The sequence below is a fragment of the Streptomyces sp. NPDC001709 genome (assembly GCF_053596375.1).
The window spans coordinates 156,813-173,098 of sequence record NZ_JBSFGB010000002.1; the positions used below are offsets into that span (position 1 = coordinate 156,813).

The window sequence follows — 16,286 nt, forward strand, 5'->3', positions numbered from 1 at the left end:
GTCAGGGCCCCACGCTGTTCCACTCCCTTCCTCAGATGCCCGATTTGAGGGGGAGGTTGCCTGTCTGCCCTGTGGGATGCACTACAAAAGCCCGGATCCGTTTGGGATTCGAAAGCCGGCTTCCGTAGCGTCGTCCGGGCTGTTCGTCAGTAGGCAGTGCGCCGCACCCGCGGCACCGGACAGCCATCGCCGAGTCCCCGTACGGCGCGAGCCAGGGGAGCCGGGGACCCACCGTCCCTGGGGTGAATCGGACGCCCGCGCGCGAGCGAGGGGGTCCGTAGGAGACCTTCCTGCTCCGAACCCGTCAGCTAACCCGGTAGGCGAGAGGGAAGGAAAGGACCAGCCACTTCATGGCGTTCATGTGCGCCACCGGGAAGCACCGCAAGCCCGGCCGGGTCAAGCGCACCACCGCTCAGGCGGCCGGCGTCGCGGCTCTCGCCACCACCGGTGTCATCGGCACCCTCGCGGCGTCCCCCGCGTCCGCCGCCCAGAACTCCGTCGAGCAGACCGGCCTCACCCCGGTGATCACCGTCGGCGACGACATCGGCGAGCAGATCGACGCGCAGGCCGCCGAGCAGAAGCAGGCCGCGGAGCGGAAGGCGGCCGAGGAGGCCGCGGCCAAGGCGGCGGTGGAGAAGGCCAAGCAGGAGCGCGAGGCCAAGGCCCGCGCCGCCCGTGCGGCCGAGCGTGAGCGCCTGAACGCGTTCGTCGCCCCGATAGCCGACTCCTACGTGTCCACGGGCTACAAGGCCAGCAGTTCCCTGTGGTCCTCCGGCTCGCACACCGGCATCGACTTCCATGCGGCCAGCGGCACGTCCGTCCACACGGTCGGCTCCGGCACCGTCGTCTCCACCGGCTGGGGCGGCGCGTACGGCAACCAGATCGTGATCCGGATGGCCGACGGCATGTACACCCAGTACGGCCACCTGTCGTCCATCGGCGTCTCGGTCGGCCAGCAGGTCATCCCGGGCCAGCAGATCGGCCTGTCCGGCGCGACCGGCAACGTCACCGGCCCGCACCTGCACTTCGAGGCCCGTACGACCCCCGACTACGGCTCGGACGTCGACCCCGTCGCCTATCTCCGCAAGCACGGTGTGAACGTCTGACCGGACGCCCGTTCGGCATCCATGGCCCCGGCTCACCGAGCCGGGGCTTTCGTCGTTTTCCGCGCCGTCCACCGGACCCGCTGACCAAAAAATATCCATGGATTCCGACCCGCCGTCGGAAATTCCGGCTCATTGGAATAGAGTCACGGAACACGCGTCCATCGTCGACGTTTCACGGGGATTAAGGCGGAGGTCGGTCATGCGTATTCCGGCGCATTCGGTGTGTACGGCGATCCGGGACGACATCGTCGCCGGTGTCTACGAGCGCGGCGGCCGCCTCACCGAGGAAGTCCTGGCCCGCCGCTACGGCGTCTCGCGTGTCCCCGTCCGCGAGGCCCTGCGCACCCTGGAGGCCGAGGGCTTCGTGGTGACCCGCCGGCACGCGGGCGCGTGCGTGGCCGAACCGAGCGAGCAGGAGGCCGCCGACCTGCTGGAGATGCGCATGCTCCTGGAGCCGCTCGGGGCCGCCCGGGCCGCCCAGCGGCGCACGGAGGCGCACCTGAAGGTGCTGCGCGGTCTGGTGAGGCTGGGCCAGGAGCGGGCCAAGCGGGGTAACAGCGAGGATCTGCGCTCGCTGGGCAGCTGGTTCCACGAGACGCTCGCCCAGGCCTCCGGCAGCCCCTCGCTGACCGCGATGCTCACCCAGCTGCGGCACAAGATCGCCTGGATGTACGCGGTGGAGACGCTGCCGAGCCCGGTGGAGTACTGGGCGGAGCACGGCGCCATCGTGGACGCGGTGGCGCGTGGCGACGGCGAGCGCGCGCGGGCGGTCACGGCGCTGCACACCGAGCGTGCGACGGCCGCCCACCGGCTGCGTTTTTCCGGGGCCACCGAGCGTGTGAGAACTTCGCAACACGCCGTAAACATGTCGGGCCTCCGGCATTAACAACGGCGCCGTATACAAAGAAGAGAGGTATTCGGCTGCGGTGTATTTCCGCTGCCCTAATTCCCGTGTGTGCGCAAATGGGCCGGGAAAGAGCGGAGCCGCGCCGCCCGAAAAGGGCGACGCGGCTCCGGTGTATCAGCGCGCCGGCGGTCAGACCGTCTCGGGCAGTTCCTCGAGGCCCTCGGAGACCAGCTTGGCCAGACGGTCCAGGGCGGCGTCCGCGCCCTCGGCGTCGCAGGCCAGAACGATTTCCTCGCCACCCTGGGCGCCCAAGCCCAGGACGGCCAGCATGGAGGCCGCGTTGACGGGGGTGCCGTCAGCCTTGGCGATCGTCACCGGGACGCCTGTGGCCGTGGCGGCTCGGACGAAGATGGAGGCGGGGCGGGCGTGGAGGCCCTCGGCCCAGCCGACGTTGACGCGGCGCTCAGCCATGTGTTGCTGCCCTTCAGTCTTCAGGGTTGTCTAGACCAGTTTCCCATATCGTGAGGCATGCCCGGATCGGACCTTAGTCCTGGTCCGGAGTGGCGTCGGATCGCGGCCTCGATCCGACTTCGTCCTCCACAGACTGCCCCGCGCCGTTGTCCGACGCGAGCCGTACTCTGGGGCCCATGCAGACCTCGGCGGACCGGCAGGACCGGCACGAGTACCCCGCTCACTGGGAGGCGGACGTAGTGCTGCGCGACGGGGGTACCGCGCGCATCCGGCCCATCACCATTGATGACGCCGACCGCCTCGTCAGCTTCTACGAGCAGGTCTCGGACGAGTCGAAGTACTACCGCTTCTTCGCGCCGTACCCACGGCTCTCCGCCAAGGACGTCCACCGCTTCACGCACCACGACTTCGTGGACCGGGTGGGACTCGCGGCCACGATCGGCGGCGAGTTCATCGCAACCGTACGCTATGACCGCATCGGTGCCGACGGCCTGCCCGCCTCCGCGCCCGCCGACGAGGCAGAGGTCGCCTTCCTGGTGCAGGACGCCCATCAGGGCCGCGGGGTCGCCTCCGCCCTGCTGGAGCACATCGCGGCCGTCGCCCGCGAGCGCGGCATCCGCCGCTTCGCCGCCGAGGTGCTGCCCGCCAACAGCAAGATGATCAAGGTGTTCACGGACGCCGGTTACACCCAGGAGCGCAGCTTCGAGGACGGCGTCGTCCGCCTGGAGTTCGATCTCGAACCCACCGACCGCTCCGTCGCCGTGCAGCGCGCGCGGGAACAGCGCGCCGAGGCCCGCTCGGTACGGCGGCTGCTGATGCCCGGCTCCGTGGCGGTCGTCGGCGTCGGCCGGGCCCCCGGAGGCGTCGGCCGCAGCGTCCTCGGCAACATCCGGGACGCCGGCTACGGCGGCCGGCTGCACGCCGTGAACAAGGCCTTCCCGGAGGACCTCAAGGAGGTCGACGGGGTGCCGGCGTACCGGTCCGTGCGGGACATCGACGCTCCGGTGGACCTCGCCGTCGTCGCCGTACCGGCCGAGTACGTGCCCGGTGTGGTCGCCGAGTGCGGGGCGCACGGTGTGCAGGGGCTCGTCGTGCTGTCCGCCGGATACGCCGAGAGCGGACCCGAGGGGCGCGAGCGGCAGCGGGCGCTGGTCCAGCACGCGCGCGCGTACGGCATGCGGATCATCGGCCCGAACGCCTTCGGGATCATCAACACCGCGGCGGACGTCCGGCTGAACGCCTCCCTGGCCCCGGAGATGCCCCGCCCCGGCCGCATCGGGATGTTCGCCCAGTCCGGCGCCATCGGCATCGCCCTGCTGTCCCGGCTGCACCGGCGCGGGGGAGGGGTCACCGGGGTCACGGGCGTGTCCACCTTCGTGTCCGCCGGCAACCGCGCGGACGTCTCCGGCAACGACGTCCTCCAGTACTGGTACGACGACCCCGAGACCGACGTCGTCCTCATGTACCTGGAGTCCATAGGCAACCCGCGCAAGTTCACCCGCCTCGCGCGGCGGACGGCGGCCGCGAAGCCGCTGGTCGTGGTGGAGGGGGTCGGTTCCGCGCCGCAGGGACACGCGGTACGGGCCACCCGGCTGCCGCACGCCACCGTCTCCGCGCTGCTGCGCCAGGCCGGGGTGCTCCGGGTCGACACGATCACCGAGCTGGTCGACGCGGGGCTGCTGCTCGCGCGTCAGCCGCTGCCTGCGGGGCCGAGGGTGGCGATCCTCGGGAACTCCGAGTCGCTGGGGGCGCTGACGTACGACCGGTGTCTGGCGGAGGGGCTGCGGCCCTCGCGTCCGCTGGACCTGACGACCGGGGCGACGGCGCGGGACTTCCACGGGGCGCTGGCGCGGGCCTTGGCCGACGACACGTGCGACTCCGTCGTGGTGACGGCGATCCCCGCGATCGGGGAAGCGTCGCCGGGGGATGCGGAGCTGGCGGAGGCGTTGCGGTCGGCGGCGGCCGCGGTTCCGGGGAAGCCGGTGCTTGTCGTGCATGTGGAGCTCGGGGGGCTGGCTGAGGCGTTGTCGGCTGCGGCGAGTACCGCACCTGGGGCCGTTGACCCTGCGGAACGACTGCCCACCGCGGGAGCGGACCGGCCGCCCATCGCAGCCACCCCTCCGGAAGGCACCCGGCTCATCCCCGCCTACCCCGCCGCCGAGCGTGCCGTCCGGGCGCTGGCCGAAGCCGTGAAATACGGGCAGTGGCGACGGGAGGCCATGGACCCCGGGAAGGTGCCCGAGTACGACGACATCGACGAGAAGGGGGCCGCGCGGCTGATCGGTGAACTGCTCGCGCGTGGGCAGGGGCTCACGATCTCCGACGCGGAGACCTGCGAGCTGCTCGGCAAGTACGGCATACCCGTGCGGCGCGCGCTGCCCGCGCCCACCCCGGACGCCGCCGCCGAGGCCGCCCGTGCGCTCGGGTACCCGGTCGCCCTCAAGGCCACCGCCCCGCACCTCAGGCACCGCGCGGACCTCGGCGGCGTACGCCTCGACCTCGCGGACGAGGAACAACTGCGCCGGGCGTACGCCGAGTTGACCGAGCTGTTCGGGAAGCCGGAGGAGCTGCGTCCGGTGGTGCAGGGCATGGCGCCGCGCGGGGTCGACACCGTCGTACGGGCCGTGATCGATCCGGCGGCCGGGGCCGTGCTGTCCTTCGGGCTCGCCGGGGCCGCCTCCCAGCTCCTCGGCGACATGGCGCACCGGCTCGTCCCGGTCACCGACCGGGAGGCGACCTCGCTGGTGCGCTCGATTCGTACGGCACCGCTGCTGTTCGGCTGGCGCGGCTCCACGCCCGTCGACACCCCGGCGCTGGAGGAGCTGCTGCTGCGTGTGTCCCGGCTGGTCGACGATCACCCGGAGGTGGTCGCCGTCACCCTGGAGCCGGTCGTCGTCGCCCCGCACGGCGTGAGCGTCCTCGGCGCCACGGTACGGCTCGCGCCCCCGCCCGCCCGCGACGACCTCGGCCCGCGCACGATGCCGGCCTACTGAGGCGGGGGAGGGGGGACCGCACGGAGATCGCCGGCCGGCGCGTGCCCGAGGGCAGCCACGCCCCATGACCCGTGGCCAAGCCCCGCGCCCCTCGGGCCGGCTGCCCCCGCGTCGGCTTCCGGCGACCGGCCCGGACCCCCCTTGCCCACGGATTAGGATGGACGCCATGGCCAAGACCAGTACGACGACCCAGGGGCTGCGCTCGGCGATCGAGCGCAGCGGCTACTACCCGGCCCTCGTGGCCGAGGCGGTTGAGGCCGCCGTGGGCGGCGAGCCCATCCGGTCGTACCTGGTCCACCAGGAGACCACCTTCGATCAGAACGAGGTGCGGCGGCATGTGACCGTGCTCGTTCTCACCGGCAACCGGTTCATCGTCAGCCACACCGACGAGCAGGCCGCCGACAGCACGTCCCCGACGCCGTACGCCACCACCTCCACCGAGTCCGTGAAGCTCGGCCGGATCTCCTCGGTCGTGGTCAGCCGGGTGGTCGCGAATCCGGAGCAGTACAAGCCGGGCACGCTGCCCCGCGAGGTCGTGCTGACCATCGGCTGGGGCGCGGTCAGCCGCATCGACCTGGAGCCCGCCGCCTGCGGCGACCCCAACTGCGACGCCGACCACGGCTACACGGGCAACTCCACGGCGGACGACCTCAGCCTGCGCGTCAGCGAGGCCGGGGACGGCCCGGAGACGGTGCGCCAGGCGCTCGCCTTCGCGCAGTCCATCTCGGAGGCGACCGCGGACGTCACCCGCTGATGTCCCAGCTCTCCGCCTGGGACCACCCGGAACCGCTCGCCCTGGACACCGCGCCGCTGCCCGAGTACGGCACCGGCTCCCTCGCCGACCTGCTGCCCACGCTGGCCGCCGGCATGGGCGTCCCCGGACTGAGCGCCACGATCGGGGAACTGACCGCGGCCGACCGGGCCTGTGTCCTGTTGATCGACGGGCTCGGCTGGGAGCAGCTGCTGGCCCACCGGGACGAGGCCCCCTTCCTGACCTCGCTGCTCGGCACCTCGCGCGGTGGCACCGGCCGCCCGCTCACCGCCGGCTACCCGGCGACCACCGCGGTCTCCCTCGCCTCCGTCGGCACCGGCCTGCCGCCCGGCGTCCACGGCCTGCCCGGCTACACCGTGCGCAACCCGGACACCGGCGAGCTGATGAACCAGCTCCGCTGGCAGCCGTACACCGATCCGCGCGCCTGGCAGCCGCACCCCACCGTCTTCCAGCTGGCCCAGGCAGCCGGGGTGCACGCCGCCCAGGTGACCTCGCCCATCTTCGAGCACACCCCGCTCACCAAGATCGCGCTCAGCGGCGGCAGCTTCCACGGCCGGCTGAGCGGCGAGGAGCGCATGGACCTCGCGGCCGAGCAACTGGCCGCCGGGGACCGCTCGCTGGTCTACACGTACTACTCCGAACTGGACGGCGCCGGGCACCGCTACGGCGTCGCCTCCGACACCTGGCGCGGCCAGCTGATGTACGTCGACCGGCTCGCCCAGCGCCTCGCCGAGCAACTGCCGCCGCGCAGCGCGCTCTACGTCACCGCCGACCACGGCATGGTCGACATCCCCTTCGACGACGAGCACCGCATCGACTTCGACACGGACTGGGAGCTGCGCGCAGGGGTCGCCCTGCTGGGCGGCGAGGGCCGGGCGCGGCATGTGTACGCGGTGCCGGGCGCCGAGAACGACGTACTGGCCGTCTGGCGCGAGGTGCTGGGCGAGCAGTTCTGGGTGGCCTCGCGGGACGAGGCGATCGCGGCGGGCTGGTTCGGGCGGCCCGGCGAGTGCGCCGAGCGGGTGTACCCGCGGCTCGGGGACGTGGTCGCGGCCGCGCACGACGACGTCCTGATCATCGCGTCCGAGCGGGAGCCCAAGGAGTCGGCGCTGGTCGGCAACCACGGTTCGATGACGCCCGCCGAGCAGCTGGTCCCGCTGCTCGAAGTACGCTCCTGAAGCCCCCTGTCCTGACTGTTTGCCGAAAGGTGCTCAACTCCTCATGCCCGAGCTGGTGTTCTTCTCCGGAACGATGGACTGCGGGAAGTCCACGCTGGCTCTGCAGATAGAGCACAACCGCTCGGCACGGGGCCTCGTCGGCATGATCTTCACCCGGGACGACCGGGCGGGCGAGGGCAAGCTGTCCTCCCGGCTGGGCCTCGTCACCGACGCGGTGGAGGTCGCGGACGGCCAGGACCTGTACGCCTATCTCGTGGAGCACCTCTCCCAGGGCCGCCGGGCGGACTACGTGATCGCGGACGAGGCGCAGTTCCTCGGGCCCGAGCAGATCGACCAGCTCGCGCGGGTGGTGGACGACCTCGGCCTGGACGTGTACGCCTTCGGGATCACCACCGACTTCCGCTCCAAGCTCTTCCCCGGCTCGCAGCGGCTGGTGGAGCTGGCCGACCGCATCGAGGTACTCCAGGTGGAGGCACTGTGCTGGTGCGGCGCCCGCGCCACGCACAACGCCCGCACGATAGGCGGCGAGATGGTCGTCGAGGGCGAGCAGGTCGTGGTGGGCGATGTGGGTGGGGCTTCGGAGACCGTCGGGTACGAGGTTCTGTGCCGCCGTCACCATCGCCGGCGGATGACGAGCGCGACGGCACGAGCGGCGGCACTGTCGCCTGACGTGTTGCCGGTCACGTCGGGTTGACCACGTGTTCGGGGAGCCGGCGCGGTCCACGCGAGTGTCACGCGCCGATGCCCCGACCTGATACGGGGCCGGGGCCCCGGGTCCGTCACCCACCCTGAGTGGTCGGCTGATCGTGGCCCGCCGATTCCGTCCCCGAATGCTCAGTGCGGGTTCTGGATCACCGCGAACTCCGCGCCCTCGGGGTCCGCCACCGTCGCCACCCGGCCGTGCGGGCTGTCGTGCGGCTGTCTGATGACGTTGCCGCCGAGGTCCGCGACCTGCCGCACCGTCGCTTCGGCGTCGGCGACCTCGAAGTACGTCTGCCAGTGCGGTCCGCGATCGCGGGGCAGGCCATGGCCCATGCCGTGCAGCCCGGCCACCGGCCGGCCGGCGAGGTGCAGGGTGACGTAGTCGAAGTCGGCGGACACCACCGGCTCCCGTTCGTAACCGAACACGGTCGCGTAGAACTTGGAGACGCTCTCGGTCTCGAAGGTCACCAGCTCGTTCCAGGCGGGCGTCCCGGGCACACCGGTGATCGCGGTGCTGAGGTGCCCGGCGCCCTGCCAGATGCCGAACACCGCCCCGGAGGGGTCCGCGGCGATGGCCAGCCGCCCGGCCTCGGCGGCGTCCAGCGGGCCGACCGCCACCGTGCCGCCGCATTCCCGTACCGTGTCGGCCGTTTGGTCCACGTCGTCCGAGGCGAGGTAGGGCGTCCAGGCGATCGGCAGCCGGCGGTCCGGCGGCAGCTGGCCCATGCCCGCCACCTCGCGCCCGTCCAGCAGCGCCCGCACATACGGGCCCAGCTGCTGCGGGCCCGGCTGGAACTCCCAGCCGAACAGCTCGCCGTAGAACTCCTCGGTGGCGGCCAGCCCGTGCGCCATCAGGCTCACCCAGCAGGGCGTGCCGGGTGCGCGCCGCGCGTGCGGACCGGCCGGCTCCCGTGCCTCGGTCATCGATCACTCTCTCCCCGGCCCCTCGCGGTGGCCGTGTCGCTTCCGCTCCCCGGAAGGGGTGTCCACGCCGGCGCCGGGTACGCCCGTGCCGGTGCCCGCATCCTCCACGCCGCAGCGGGCCATAGCGCGCCGCCGCTCGGCGACACCTCCGGGAGGATGCCCGATCTGCCGTCTTTCGCCGCTTCCTGACGATGGCCGGCGGGTGTCCGTCGGCTGTACAGCCCGTGCCCGATCCCATACGCCTCGTGATCGAGCCTGTCCGGCCGAGCAGAGTATCCGGACCTGGACGCCGCGGCCACCCCTGGCGTATGGATGGACACCATGACAGCCATCATCACCGCAACCGATCTCGCACACGAGCTGACCGGCGACCGCCCGCCGGTGCTGCTGGACGTGCGCTGGCAGCTGAGCCTGGCGAAGGCGGCGGGCGCGCCGGCCTTCGACGGGCCGGCCGAGTACGCGGCCGGACACCTCCCCGGAGCGGTCTTCGTCGACCTGGACCGGGAGCTGGCCGGCGCGCCCGGGGAACGGGGCCGGCATCCGCTGCCCGACCTCCCGGAGTTCGGCGCCGCGATGCGCCGTGCGGGTGTGTCGGTAGGCCGCCCGGTCGTCGTGTACGACGGCGGTCAGGGCTGGGCGGCCGCGCGCGCCTGGTGGCTGCTGCGCTGGACGGGTCACCCGGATGTGCGGGTGCTCGACGGCGGATTGCCGTCCTGGGAGGGCGAGCTGTCCACCGAGGTGCCGGAGCCGGCCGAGGGCGACTTCCGTCCGGCGCCGGCCGCCACCGGACTGCTGGACGCGGACGCGGCGGCGGACCTGGCCCGTACGGGCCTGCTGCTGGACGCGCGCGCGGGGGAGCGGTACCGCGGTGAGGTGGAGCCGATCGACCGGGTCGGCGGGCACATCCCGGGCGCGGTGTCGGCGCCGACGACGGAGAACGTGGGCCCGGACGGGCGCTTCCTGCCCGCGGCGGAGCTGCGGGACCGCTTCAAGGCCCTGGGCGTCTCCGGGGACACGGAGGTGGGCGTGTACTGCGGTTCGGGCGTCTCCGGCGCCCACGAGGTCCTCGCGCTCGCCGTGGCGGGCATCCCGGCGGCGCTGTACGCCGGTTCGTGGTCCGAGTGGTCCTCGGACCCGTCCCGGCCGGTGGCCGTCGGGGCGGATCCGCAGTAGCGGCAGCCGAAAAGAGGGGCACGCACGCGTACGGCCGAAAAGCGGGCACGCGCGCGTGCGGCCGGAAGTGGGGGCACGCGCGCGTGCCCCCACTTTTCCGTTCCCGTACGGCCGGTTACTCCTGCTTCTTGCGGCGCGTGCCGAACACGATCTCGTCCCAGCTCGGCACGGCGGCGCGGCGGCCGGGGCGGACGCCGTCGGCCTCGGCCTGGCGGTCGGTCGCGCCGATGAGCCGGTCGCGGTGGCTGCCCACGGACCGGGGCATGAGGACGTCCGCGTAGGCCGAACCGGCCGAGGCGGCGGGAGCGGGCGGTTCCTCGGCGGCCGGTTCGTCGGCGGGCTCCTCCGGGGTCTCCTCCCGGCGCTCCGGAACCACCAGGTCGCCCCGGAAGCTCGGTACGGCCTCCAGCAGGCTGGTCAGCGAGTCGCGTTCACCGGTGCTCTCCTCGGCGGGCTCGGACGGCTGCGCGGGCAGGCTCGGCCGCTCCCGCTCGCCCCGGTCGAGCGCGCGGTCCATCGAACGCTCGCGCGGGAGGCGGGCGATGCGCGGCACGAACGGGAAGCTCGGCTCGGGTACGGCGAGGTCGTCGGACTCGCCGATGAGCGAGCGTGCCTCGTCGTCCACGGCCTGCACGAGCCGCCGGGGCGGGTCGTACGTCCAGCTCGCCGAGTGCGGTTCGCCCGCGACCTGGTAGACGAGGAGCACCTCCCAGGTGCCGTCGTCGCGGCGCCAGGAGTCCCACTGCACGGTGTCCTTCTCGGCGCCGCGCAGCAGCAGCCGCTCCTGGACGGCCTCGCCGAGCAGCGGGCCGGAGTTCTCGCCGGGACGGCGGACCGGGGTCTTGCGGGCGCGCTCGGCCATGAAGGCGCGCTCGGCCAGCACCGGACCCTCGAAGCGCCGTACCCGGTCGACGGGGATGCCGGCGAGCTGTGCGACCTCTTCCGCGGTGGCCCCGGCGCGTATACGCGCCTGGATGTCACGGGGGCGCAGATGGCTCTCGACCTCGATCTCGATCTGGCCGAGGCGCGGCCGGTCGCCGCGCACGGCGGCGCGCAGCCGTTCGTCGATCGGAAGCGTGTACTCCGTTGCGTCGGCAGCCTTCAGCACCAGCCGTGTGCCGTCATTCGAGACGGCCACGACACGCAGTTCGGGCATGGGGACCTCCCGGGTGGTGCCTGCCGACGTCACGTGCGTCGCTGCTTCCGCTAGTCGAGTGTGGCCTGCCCGGGTGCAGCCTGCCACAACCTTGCCGAGTTGCCCGGCGTGTCGGGCACGGACCCTGGATCGCCGTTATGGCACGGTTACCTGTTCGCAACGCTAAGTGACCAACTCTGTCACCCTGTGCAACGAGCCCCCCTCCCGGCGGTCCTGCAAGGCCGCGGACACCCTGGTGGGAGACCGGACCCAGGGCTCGCAACAGTACTCCATTTGGACCATGTGCGTGGATGGGCGCGCCGCCCAACTTCTGGCAAGGGTGGCGACTTTGCCGTCGGCAACCGGTTTTACCGATCATGAACGTGGCGAACTTCACGCAATCCCCAGAAATGGAACTAATGGCTTCTGTTGTACGTCCCTATCTCGTGCGGTCGGTTGGCCAATGTCGATCAAGTGCGGGAAAGGCAGGCAAGTTCCGGGTATGCGTGAAACGCCCGATGCGGGTCGCAAGCGGATCGACCTGAGCGTCCCCCAGGTCGCCGGCAGTGCCCTTGCGGCCGTCGTGGCGGCCAAACTGGCGTCGTACTTCGGGGTGTACGGCACGATCCTCGGCGCGGGAGTCGTCAGTGTCGTCGCCACCTGCGGGGGCACGCTGTTCCAGCACTTCATCAAGCGGACCGGGGAGCAGCTGAAGGAGGCGAAGGTCGCGGCCCGTCCCCGGGAGCAAGCGCCACCGGCTCCGGGCGAGTTCACCGAAGGCACCGTCTACCGCGCGCGGGTGAAGAGCTGGCGACGGCCGGTGGCCGCGGCCGCCGTCGTGTTCGCGGTGACCATGGCCGGCATCACGACGTACGAACTGGTGTCGGGCAACAGCTTCAGCGGCGGCGCCGGTACGACGGTCAGCGACGCCGTGACCGGACGGGGCCCGTCCTCCACGGAGCCCCGGAAGTCCGATTCCCCCGCCAAGTCCGGGGAGGCACCGGCCCCTTCGGACACGCCGTCCCGCGAACACGCGCCCGATGCCGGCGGCGGTACGGCCCCCAGCGCCTCCCCGACGCCCGGCGACTCGCCGAGCGGACAGCCGAGCGAGGGCCCGGGCTCGTCCCCGGCCGCCACGCCCAGCGGGTCCGCCACGACGCCTACGCCCCCAGAACCCTCCGCAAGTAGTCGTTCTGGAACAGCCGTTCCGGGTCGAGGCGGTCCCTCAGCGCAGTGAACTCGCCGAAGCGCGGATAGACGCGCCCGAAGTACTCGGCGTCCCGCGTGTGCACCTTGCCCCAGTGCGGGCGGCCCTCGTGCGCGGTGAAGATCCGCTCGGCGGCGGTGAAGTAGGACTGGTACGGCGTGCCGCGGAACATGTGGACGGCGATGTAGGCGCTGTCCCGGCCGGAGGCGGTGGACAGGGTGATGTCGTCGGCCGGGGCGGTGCGCACCTCGACGGGGAAGCCGACCCGCAGCCCCGAGCGGTCGACCATGGACTTCAGCTCGCGCAGCGTCTCCACCAGGGCCGCGCGCGGGACGGCGTACTCCATCTCCACGAAGCGCACCCGGCGCGGCGAGGTGAACACCTTGTAGGGGATGTCCGTGTACGTCCGCGCGGACAGGGCCTTGCTGGAGATCCGGGCGATGGCGGGAACGGTGGCGGGGACGGCGCGGCCGACCCACTGGGCCACCTGGAAGACGCCGTTGGAGAGGAACTCGTCCTCGAACCAGCCGGCCAGCTGCCCCACGGGCTGCTCGGGGCCGGCGCTGCGGTTGTTCCGCTTGGTGTTGGTGCTGCCGGTGTGCGGGAACCAGTAGAACTCGAAGTGCTCGTTCTCCGCCCACAGTTGATCGAACTCGGCAAGGACCCGCTCGAAGGGCATCGGCTCCTCGCGCGCGGTGAGCAGGAAGATCGGCTCCACGGCGAAGGTGATCGCGGTGACGATACCGAGGGCGCCGAGGCCTATTCGGGCGGCGGCGAAGAACTCGGGGTTCTCCTTCTCGGAGCAGGTCAGCACCGAGCCGTCCGCGGTGACGAGTTCGAGCCCTGTGATCTGGGCGGCGATCGAGGCCGACTCGCGGCCCGTGCCGTGCGTGCCGGTGCTGGTGGCCCCGGAGACGGTCTGCTCCATGATGTCGCCCATATTGGTGAGCGACAGACCCTCGCGCGCCAGCGCCGCATTGAGCCTCTTGAGCGGAGTGCCGGCTTCGACCGTGACCGTCATGGCTGCACGGTCAATGTTGCGGATTCCGGTCAACAGTTGAGGGCGGATCAACACACCGTCGGTGGCCGCGATCGACGTGAAGGAGTGCCCGGTCCCGACCGCCTTCACCTTCAGGCCGTCCTCGGCGGCCCGGCGCACCGCCGCCGCCAGCTCCTCCACCGACGCCGGCGTGACCTGCCGGGCGGGCCGGGCGGAGACGTTGCCGCCCCAGTTACGCCAGGTGCCGTTCTTCCCGCTCGCTGTGCTGCTCAACGGTGCCTCCCCGACCCGCGGCCGGCCTGCGCAGCCGGCGGTACCCCAGGAAACCGACCGCCACCGCGACGGCCCCGGACACGGCCGGAACCCCGTACCCGGCCCGCGCCCCGGCTGTGTCGATCACCCAGCCGGCCATGGAGGAGCCGAGCGCGACTCCGACCGCGAGGCCGGTGCTCACCCAGGTCATGCCCTCGGTGAGCTGCGCGCGAGGTACGTGCTCTTCGATGAGGGACATCGTCGTGATCATCGTCGGCGCGATGGACAGCCCCGCAACGAACAGCGCCACGGCCAGAAGCGGCAAGTTTCCGACCAGTAGGAGGGGGATCATACTCACGGCCATCGCTGCCACGCCCAGCAGCCAGCGGCGTTCCGGCGCCCCGGCGAACCGCAGCAGCCCGAAGACCACCCCGGCCACGCAGGAACCGGCCGCGTACAGCGCCAGGACCACGCTCGCGGCACCCTTGTGGCCGCGCTCGTCGGCGAAAGCGACGGTGACCACGTCCACCGACCCGAAGATCGTGCCGGTCGCCACGAAAGTGGCCACCAGCACCTGCAGCCCGCCCGAGCGCAGCGCCGTACCACCGCCGTGGCGCTCGCGCGGGTGCGGCTCCGGCTCGGTGGCGCGCTGGGCGGTGAGCCAGAAGACGCCGGCCGCCAGGAAGCAGGCGGCGAGCAGCGGCCCGGCCTCCGGGAACCAGACGGTGGACAGCCCGATGGAGATGATCGGGCCGAAGATGAAGCAGATCTCGTCGACGACCGACTCGAACGAGTACGCGGTGTGCAGCCTGTCCGTGCCCCGGTACAGCGCCGCCCAGCGGGCCCGGATCATCGCGCCCAGGCTCGGCACCGAACCGATCCCGGCCGCGCACCCGAACAGCACCCAGTCCGGCCACTTGAAGTGCGCGGCGAGCAGCAGCCCGGCCGCCGCCGTGAGGGCCACCAGGGTCGCCGGGCGCAGCACCCGGCGCTGCCCGTGCCGGTCGACCAGCCGGGAGATCTGCGGCCCGATCGCCGCGGCGGACAGCGCGATGGTGGCCGACAGCGCGCCCGCGAGCCCGTACCGCCCGGTCAGCTGGGAGATCATCGTGACCACGCCGATGCCCATCATCGACAGCGGCAACCGGCCGAGGAATCCCGCGGCGGAGAACGCCTTGGTGCCGGGTTCGGCGAACAGGGCTCTGTAGGGGCTGGGCACGTGGTCTCCGAGGCGGCTCGTAAGGCGCGAATGCGGCTGGTACAGCTTACGAGTTAGGTGATCCTAAATGCACCCCGTTTGGTCGTGGGAAAAACCGGCATAAACCAACTGGAACCCGACTCGTCACCCTGCTGTTTCCCGGCTGTCAGTACCGGGTGGCAGGATCGAGGCATGCCAGACGCGCTCGATGCCACCCCGTACGACGCCCTGCTCCTGCTCTCCTTCGGCGGCCCCGAAGGCCCGGACGACGTGGTCCCGTTCCTGGAGAACGTCACGCGCGGGCGCGGCATCCCGAAGGAACGCCTGAAGGAAGTCGGGCAGCACTACTTCCTGTTCGGCGGGGTCAGCCCCATCAACGACCAGAACCGCGCCCTGCTGGACGCCCTGCGCAAGGACTTCGCCGAGCACGGCCTGGACCTGCCCATCTACTGGGGCAACCGCAACTGGGCGCCGTATCTGACGGACACCCTGCGCGAGATGGCCGCCGACGGCCGCCGCCGCATCCTGGTCCTGGCCACCAGCGCCTACGCCTCCTACTCGGGCTGCCGTCAGTACCGCGAGAACCTCGCCGACGCGCTGGCCACGCTTGAGGCCGAGGGGGTGGAGCCGCCGAGGATCGACAAGCTGCGGCACTACTTCAACCACCCCGGCTTCGTCGAGCCCATGATCGACGGCGTGCTGCGCTCCCTCGCCGACCTCCCCGAGGACGTCCGCGCGGGCGCCCACATCGCCTTCACCACGCACTCCATCCCGACCTCCGCCGCCGACACCTCCGGCCCCGTCGAGACCCACGGCGAGGGCGGCGCCTACGTCGAGCAGCATCTGGACGTGGCCCAGCTGATCGCCGACGCCGTCCGCGAGCGCACCGGCATCGACCACCCCTGGCGGCTGGTCTACCAGTCCCGCTCCGGCGCCCCGCACATCCCGTGGCTCGAGCCGGACATCTGCGACCACCTGGAGGAGCGGCACGCGGCAGGCGCCCCGGCCGTCGTCATGGCCCCCATCGGCTTCGTCTCCGACCACATGGAGGTCCTCTACGACCTCGACACCGAAGCCAAGGCCAAGGCCGAGGAGCTGGGCCTGCCCGTGCGCCGTTCGGCCACGGTGGGCGCCGACCCGCGGTTCGCCGCCGCCGTCCGCGAGCTGATCACCGAGCGCGCCGCCGTGGAACGCGGCCAGGTGGTCACCCCCTGCGCCCTGGGCGCCCTCGGCCCGAGCCACCACCTCTGCCCTGTCGGCTGCTGCCCGGCCCGCGCCCCGCACCCGGCCGCCGCAGGCGCCGACAGCCCCTACGCGTGAGGAGACCC

General features: G+C 72.1%; 14 protein-coding genes and 1 riboswitch. Of the genes, 9 read left to right on the plus strand and 5 right to left on the minus strand.

Features of this window, described 5'->3' with window-relative positions; genetic code table 11:
- The first annotated feature begins 177 nt into the window (after positions 1-177).
- Positions 178-338, plus strand: a riboswitch (cyclic di-AMP (ydaO/yuaA leader).
- A gap of 12 nt (positions 339-350) precedes the next feature.
- Both ACWC0C_RS03580 and ACWC0C_RS03585 read left to right on the plus strand, forming a co-directional pair.
- Positions 351-1,106: a M23 family metallopeptidase gene (locus tag ACWC0C_RS03580; protein WP_450861287.1), complete on the plus strand. Its 756-nt coding sequence runs from the start codon at positions 351-353 to the stop codon at positions 1,104-1,106.
- A 199-nt stretch (positions 1,107-1,305) separates the two neighbouring features.
- Positions 1,306-1,992, plus strand: coding sequence for a GntR family transcriptional regulator (locus tag ACWC0C_RS03585; protein ID WP_450861289.1), 687 nt, complete (start codon positions 1,306-1,308; stop codon positions 1,990-1,992).
- Between the two features lie 150 nt (positions 1,993-2,142).
- On the opposite strand, the gene ACWC0C_RS03590 is transcribed toward ACWC0C_RS03585, so the two are convergent.
- On the minus strand, positions 2,143-2,424 hold the full coding sequence (locus ACWC0C_RS03590) for an HPr family phosphocarrier protein (RefSeq protein WP_450861290.1): 282 nt from the start codon (positions 2,422-2,424) through the stop codon (positions 2,143-2,145).
- Between the two features lie 176 nt (positions 2,425-2,600).
- Between ACWC0C_RS03590 and ACWC0C_RS03595 the strand changes: the two genes are divergently transcribed.
- The 4 genes from ACWC0C_RS03595 (at position 2,601) to ACWC0C_RS03610 (ending at position 8,061) form a co-directional block, all read left to right on the plus strand.
- Positions 2,601-5,417, plus strand: a complete 2,817-nt coding sequence (locus tag ACWC0C_RS03595) for a bifunctional acetate--CoA ligase family protein/GNAT family N-acetyltransferase (protein ID WP_450861292.1) — start codon at positions 2,601-2,603, stop codon at positions 5,415-5,417.
- Between the two features lie 157 nt (positions 5,418-5,574).
- Complete coding sequence (locus ACWC0C_RS03600) at positions 5,575-6,171, plus strand: DUF5998 family protein (RefSeq protein WP_449200453.1); 597 nt, start codon at positions 5,575-5,577, stop codon at positions 6,169-6,171.
- On the plus strand, positions 6,171-7,367 hold the full coding sequence (locus tag ACWC0C_RS03605; RefSeq protein ID WP_449200454.1) for an alkaline phosphatase family protein: 1,197 nt from the start codon (positions 6,171-6,173) through the stop codon (positions 7,365-7,367). The genes ACWC0C_RS03600 and ACWC0C_RS03605 overlap by 1 nt, the downstream gene beginning before the upstream one ends.
- A gap of 43 nt (positions 7,368-7,410) precedes the next feature.
- The gene (locus ACWC0C_RS03610) at positions 7,411-8,061 is read left to right on the plus strand and encodes a thymidine kinase (protein ID WP_449200455.1); all 651 of its coding nucleotides are present in this window, start codon (positions 7,411-7,413) and stop codon (positions 8,059-8,061) included.
- Between the two features lie 140 nt (positions 8,062-8,201).
- On the opposite strand, the gene ACWC0C_RS03615 is transcribed toward ACWC0C_RS03610, so the two are convergent.
- Positions 8,202-8,993 (minus strand): VOC family protein, encoded by a 792-nt coding sequence (locus ACWC0C_RS03615; protein ID WP_449200456.1) that lies wholly within the window; start codon positions 8,991-8,993, stop codon positions 8,202-8,204.
- A gap of 321 nt (positions 8,994-9,314) precedes the next feature.
- Here ACWC0C_RS03615 and ACWC0C_RS03620 point away from each other — a divergent pair, with 321 nt between their 5' ends.
- Positions 9,315-10,166, plus strand: coding sequence for a sulfurtransferase (locus ACWC0C_RS03620; protein WP_450861295.1), 852 nt, complete (start codon positions 9,315-9,317; stop codon positions 10,164-10,166).
- A gap of 115 nt (positions 10,167-10,281) precedes the next feature.
- On the opposite strand, the gene sepH is transcribed toward ACWC0C_RS03620, so the two are convergent.
- Complete coding sequence (sepH, locus tag ACWC0C_RS03625; RefSeq protein ID WP_449200458.1) at positions 10,282-11,322, minus strand: septation protein SepH; 1,041 nt, start codon at positions 11,320-11,322, stop codon at positions 10,282-10,284.
- Between the two features lie 481 nt (positions 11,323-11,803).
- Between sepH and ACWC0C_RS03630 the strand changes: the two genes are divergently transcribed.
- Positions 11,804-12,538, plus strand: coding sequence for a hypothetical protein (locus ACWC0C_RS03630; protein ID WP_450861297.1), 735 nt, complete (start codon positions 11,804-11,806; stop codon positions 12,536-12,538).
- On the opposite strand, the gene ACWC0C_RS03635 is transcribed toward ACWC0C_RS03630, so the two are convergent.
- Both ACWC0C_RS03635 and ACWC0C_RS03640 read right to left on the minus strand, forming a co-directional pair.
- Entirely contained in the window at positions 12,462-13,781 is a 1,320-nt protein-coding gene (locus tag ACWC0C_RS03635) for a D-arabinono-1,4-lactone oxidase (protein WP_450861298.1), read from the minus strand. The genes ACWC0C_RS03630 and ACWC0C_RS03635 overlap by 77 nt on opposite strands.
- Positions 13,741-14,979: an MFS transporter gene (locus ACWC0C_RS03640; protein WP_449200461.1), complete on the minus strand. Its 1,239-nt coding sequence runs from the start codon at positions 14,977-14,979 to the stop codon at positions 13,741-13,743. The genes ACWC0C_RS03635 and ACWC0C_RS03640 overlap by 41 nt, the downstream gene beginning before the upstream one ends.
- Before the next feature lie 171 nt (positions 14,980-15,150).
- On the opposite strand from ACWC0C_RS03640, the gene ACWC0C_RS03645 reads away from it, so the two are divergent.
- On the plus strand, positions 15,151-16,278 hold the full coding sequence (locus ACWC0C_RS03645; protein ID WP_450861300.1) for a ferrochelatase: 1,128 nt from the start codon (positions 15,151-15,153) through the stop codon (positions 16,276-16,278).
- Positions 16,279-16,286 lie beyond the last annotated feature (8 nt).